We start from the raw sequence: 299 nt of genomic DNA, 5'->3' as shown, positions 1-299 counted from the left end.
GCCGGGAGCGCGGGTTTTCGGCGCGGCTCCGGGAAGGGATCGGGGCGGTGCTGGATTTCCTGGATCGGCACTTGCCAGAGCAGTTCCGTCCTCTGGTCGAAAAGGCGCGTGAGCTGCTACCTGTGCCAGAGGTGCAGCAGCCGGAAAGAGATCAGGAACGGGGCCATACCTGGGGCGGTATGGAGCTGTAAAAGAAGCCTGTCCGGGGGCCTTGCAAGAGCCACCCGGACAGGCTATAATATCAACAGAAAATAGGGAAAAAATATATTGATAATATATGCCCCCTATGGGGGGGGGGG

The 299-nt window shown here is 58.9% G+C and carries 1 protein-coding gene; it reads left to right on the top strand.

Annotated features, from left to right (window positions below; genetic code table 11):
• Positions 1 to 191: hypothetical protein (locus PG062_RS15760; protein ID WP_456298762.1), on the top strand; the 191-nt coding region annotated here is incomplete at its 5' end.
• Positions 192 to 299 lie beyond the last annotated feature (108 nt).

The organism is Gemmiger qucibialis (genome assembly GCF_027689445.1).
GTDB classification, from domain to species: Bacteria; Bacillota; Clostridia; order Oscillospirales; family Ruminococcaceae; genus Gemmiger; species Gemmiger qucibialis.
Note: the sequence above shows the minus strand (reverse complement) of the source record. Positions and strands in the feature narration are given on the sequence as shown.